Source organism: Streptomyces sp. WELS2 (genome assembly GCF_013870595.1).
Taxonomy (GTDB): Bacteria; Actinomycetota; Actinomycetes; order Streptomycetales; family Streptomycetaceae; genus Streptomyces.
Genome location: NZ_JACBWZ010000575.1, coordinates 1 through 4,160, shown reverse-complemented (window position 1 = coordinate 4,160; position 4,160 = coordinate 1). Strand labels below are relative to the sequence as shown.

Sequence of the window (4,160 nt, the reverse complement as noted above, 5' to 3'; positions counted from 1 at the left end):
CTGCCGCTGCTGTGGCGCAGACGGGCCCCGTGGGCGGTGTTCGGCGCGGTGCTGGCGACGGCCTGGGCGGGACCGGTGGCCGTCGTCGCGGTGCCGCTGCCGTCCCATGTCGCGCAGTTCCTGGTGGCGGTCCGCTCGACGCCTCCGTCCACGTAGTCGTTCTCGTGGTGGGGCTGTACGAGGGTGTCGAACTCGACGGTGTACCAGCGGTGGTCCTGGTCCTGGTCCTGGTCCGGCAGGTCGCAGTGGCGGGCGGTCACGTTACGGCTGGGTCCTTCACTCCATATGGGCCGTTCGGCGCGGTCGCAGTGGGCACGGCCGGCGGCCTCGGCGGTGCCGGCGCCGGTGCCGAGCAGGGCGGTGGCGCCCGTGGCCACGGCCGCGCCGACGCCGAGCAGACGCTTGAGAGCGGAGTTCATCGTGTGGTCCTCCCACCGGCCGCGGTGACGGCCGGAATCGCTGTGTCACCTTGCTGTGATCGTCACACCGGCCCGGGAGTCCGGCCCGTCGGCCGCGGGCCCACTCCCCCGACCCGGTGATCCGGGTCCCGCCAATGCAGCAGACGGCGGTCCGCTACGGCGCCCCAGGGCTCGGCTTCCACCCCGGTATTGACATGTACCTGCATCTACCCCGAGGCTTCGTGCGTGAAGTTGCTCGAATAGCGCCTGTTTCAAGCGCTTGCGAGCAATGTCAGCCAGGACAGTCAATCCGCGAAGGTGCGAGGGGAGCTGCTCCGCCGTGCGAAGACTCCGACATCGTGTGCCATGGCCGGCCTGGGTTCCGCTGGGGCTGGCGACCGCCCTGGCCGCGACCGTGCTGTCCGGTCCGGCACCCGCCGAGGCCGCCCCCACCGCCTCGGGCGCCGTACTGGACCCCGCCCACGGCAGCGTCGGCTGGCGCAGCCCGGTCTACGCCAAGGGCACCGGGGGCGGCCCCGAGAAGTGCCCCGCCGAGGCCGCCGACCCCGACGGCGCGGTCTGCCACCGCTTCGACCTCACCGTGTCGGTGCCGGACGGCTACTGGAACGACAACCCCGAGGGCGGCGTCCCGCTGTCCATCACCTGGGAGCGCCCCTCGGACGACTTCGACCTGTACGTCTACGACGACCGGGGCAAGCAGGTGGCCTCGAGCGCGGGCACCGCCGACCCCGAGGCCACGGTGATCCCGCGCGCGTCGGGGACGTACCACGTGCTCGTGGTGCCGTACGACGTGCACGGCGACTCCTTCACCGGCACCGCCTATCTGCCCGCGACCACGGACGCCGGCGACCTCACGTCCTTCTCCGGCGGCGACGGCAGCTACACCATCACGGCCGGCCGGCTGACGGCGCGCGCCGACTTCCTGAAGAACGGCCGGCTACGGCTCCAGGCCGACCCGTCCGGCGCGCTGAGCGATCCGGCCGGCACCGCCATCGTGCGGGAACGGCCCGCCCTCCAGCGCGGCACCTCGTCCTTCGACGCCGGCGACTACTACGGCATCCGCTCCCCCGAGGCCGTGCTGCGGGTGTACAAGAAGCCGCTGCGGTTCGGGCTGTACCGGCCCGACGACCGCACCCGGATCTGGCAGGAGGACAAGCCGCTGCGCTGGTCGACCGGCGGGATGCGGCAGAGCCTCGCGCGCGGCGCGGACGAGCAGTTCTTCGGCGGCGGCGAGCAGAACGGCGGCTTCTCGCACCGCGGCCGGACGATGTACGTGGCCAACAGCTTCGACTGGAACGAGGGCGGCTACAACAACTCCCAGCCGTTCTACCTCTCCAGCGCCGGCTACGGCGTCTTCCGCAACACCTTCGCACCGGGCGTGTACACCTTCGGCTCGCCGGTGACGACCGGTCAGCAGGAACGGCGGTTCGACGCCTACTACTTCCTCGACGACGCCAAGCAAGTCATCGGCGAGTACACGGCGTTGGTGGGCCGTCCCTTCATGCCGCCGGTGTACGGCCTGGAACCGGGCGACTCCGACTGCTACCTGCACAACGCCAACCGGGGCGAGCGGCACACCCTGGACGCGCTGAAGATCGCCGACGGCTACACCGAGCACCGGATGCCGCTCGGCTGGATGCTGGTCAACGACGGGTACGGCTGCGGGTACGAGAACCTGGAGCAGACCGCCGAGGGCCTCGCGGACCACCACGCCCGGCTCGGCCTGTGGACCGAGAACGGCATCGACAAGCTCGCCGAACAGGTGAAGGCGGGCCAGCGGGTGGCCAAGCTGGACGTGGCCTGGGTCGGCAACGGCTACAAGTTCGCGCTGGACGCCTGTGACGCCGCCAAGAAGGGGATCGAGGACAACAGCGACGCCCGCGGCTTCGTCTGGCTGCCGGTGTCCTGGGCCGGCGCCCAGCGGTGCGGGGTGCTGTGGAGCGGCGACCAGAAGCTGTCCTGGGACTACATCCGCTGGCAGATCCCGACGTACGCCGGCGCGACGATGTCCGGCATCGCCTACAACACCGGTGACGTCGGCAGCATCTACCGCCACGACGCCGAGATGTACACCCGCGACCTGCAGTGGAAGGCGTTCCTGCCGGCCATCATGACGATGGACGGCTGGGCGAGCGACCTCACCACCGGCAAGCCCGCCGACCAGCAGCCGTGGCGGGACGGCGAGCCGTACACCTCCGTCAACCGCGCCTCTCTCCAGCTGAAGGAGCGGCTGCTGCCGTACATGTACACGCTGTCCGCCGAGGCGGCGAAGACCGGCGTGGGGGCGGTGCGCCCGCTGTGGCTGGAGTACCCCGACGACCCGGCCACCCTGGGAGAGAAGGCCGAGTACGAGTTCCTGTCCGGCCCCGACTTCCTGGTCGCGCCCGTCTACGAGGACTCCGACACCCGTGACGGCATCTATCTGCCGAAGGGCACCTGGACCGACTACCGGACCGGGCGCACCTACCGGGGTCCGACCACGCTCGACGGCTACCACGCCCCGCTGGACACCCTGCCGCTGTTCGTGCGCGAGGGCGCGATCGTCCCCATGTGGCCGAAGGGGACGACCAGTTGGCAGACCCGCGACCGGCACGAGCTGGACTGGGACCTGTACCCGGCCGCGCACGGCACCAGCCACTACACGCTGTACGAGGACGACGGCGTGACCCGGGACTTCGCCCGGGGCGCCGCGGCCACGCAGCAGGTGTCGATGCGCGCCGACCACCGGGGCACGACCGTGCGCGTCAGCGCGAGCCGGGGCGCCTACGCGGGCAAGGTGGACGCCCGGGCGTACCGGTTCACGGTGCACGGCGGCGGCGCGCCCGCGCGGGTCCTGCTGGACGGCCGCCGGCTGCCGCGCTCCGCCTGGTCCTACGACCCCGCCACCCATGTCACGACCGTCACCACGGCCCGCCTGCCCCTCGACCGCGGCTTCTCCCTGCGCCTGGCGGACGCGCGGTGATGTGACCACGACAGCCCGGGAGGGCGGGGCCCGCTGACGGGATTCCGCCCTCCCGGACACTTCCGGGCACTCACGGCATACGGCCCGACCTGCGCGACTGGTGCGAACGGCGGGACGGTCGTAGCGTCGGGGGCACGCGTTCGGACCAAGCACGACGGGCGGGAGCGGCGATGCGCGCATCAGTGGTGGGAACGACGGTCACCCTGGCGGCGGGAGCCCTGCTGACAGCGGCCATGACGACGGCCTCGGCCAGTCCGCCGGACTCCGCGGCGCCACACCACTCCCGGGCGGACCGGCCCGTCCTGGTCGACTGCCTGTGGCAGCGCACCGTACGCCCCATCGACTTCATCCTGGCCTGCGGCGACGGAAACAGCCGTCTCACCGGGCTGCGCTGGTCCGAGTGGAGCCCGGGCGAGGCGACCGCCGTGGGCGTGAACCTCGTCAACGACTGCAAGCCGTACTGCGCGGCCGGCACCTTCCGCTCCTACCCGGTGACCGTGCGGCTCGACGGCGCGAAGCCCTGGAAGGAGCACCCGGGCGAGAAGCGCTACACCCGGATCAGCCTCACCTACCCGGGCGACCGCCCGGAGGGCTACGAGCAGGTCGTGACCTACCCGCTCTGGGACTGACCGCCCCGCTCCGGGGGCGACGGTCCGGGCCTCCCCCCAGGCCGTCACGGCCGGATGCCGCCCGGGTGTGCCTCGTACGGTGCGCCCGGGTGGCATGTGATCGGCCGGCCCCGCAGCGCGCCGTTGCCATCCCGCTCTCGCACTGCCTTC

At 72.1% G+C, this 4,160-nt stretch carries 3 protein-coding genes; 2 read left to right on the top strand and 1 reads right to left on the bottom strand.

The annotated features are described in order from the left end of the window. A partial coding sequence (locus H5J33_RS25940; RefSeq protein ID WP_181797282.1) for a hypothetical protein occupies positions 1-419 on the bottom strand: 419 nt, incomplete at its 3' end. Between the two features lie 769 nt (positions 420-1,188). Here H5J33_RS25940 and H5J33_RS25935 point away from each other — a divergent pair. Beyond that, positions 1,189-3,381, top strand: a complete 2,193-nt coding sequence (locus H5J33_RS25935; RefSeq protein WP_399552921.1) for a TIM-barrel domain-containing protein — start codon at positions 1,189-1,191, stop codon at positions 3,379-3,381. A gap of 170 nt (positions 3,382-3,551) precedes the next feature. Then, positions 3,552-4,010: a hypothetical protein gene (locus H5J33_RS25930; RefSeq protein WP_181797280.1), complete on the top strand. Its 459-nt coding sequence runs from the start codon at positions 3,552-3,554 to the stop codon at positions 4,008-4,010. The last annotated feature ends 150 nt before the right edge of the window (positions 4,011-4,160 follow it).

What these genes read in the sequence shown, in the direction of transcription:
- H5J33_RS25930 (WP_181797280.1), top strand. Translation starts at nt 3,552, where the DNA reads ATGCGCGCATCAGTGGTGGGAACGACGGTCACCCTGGCGGCGGGAGCC.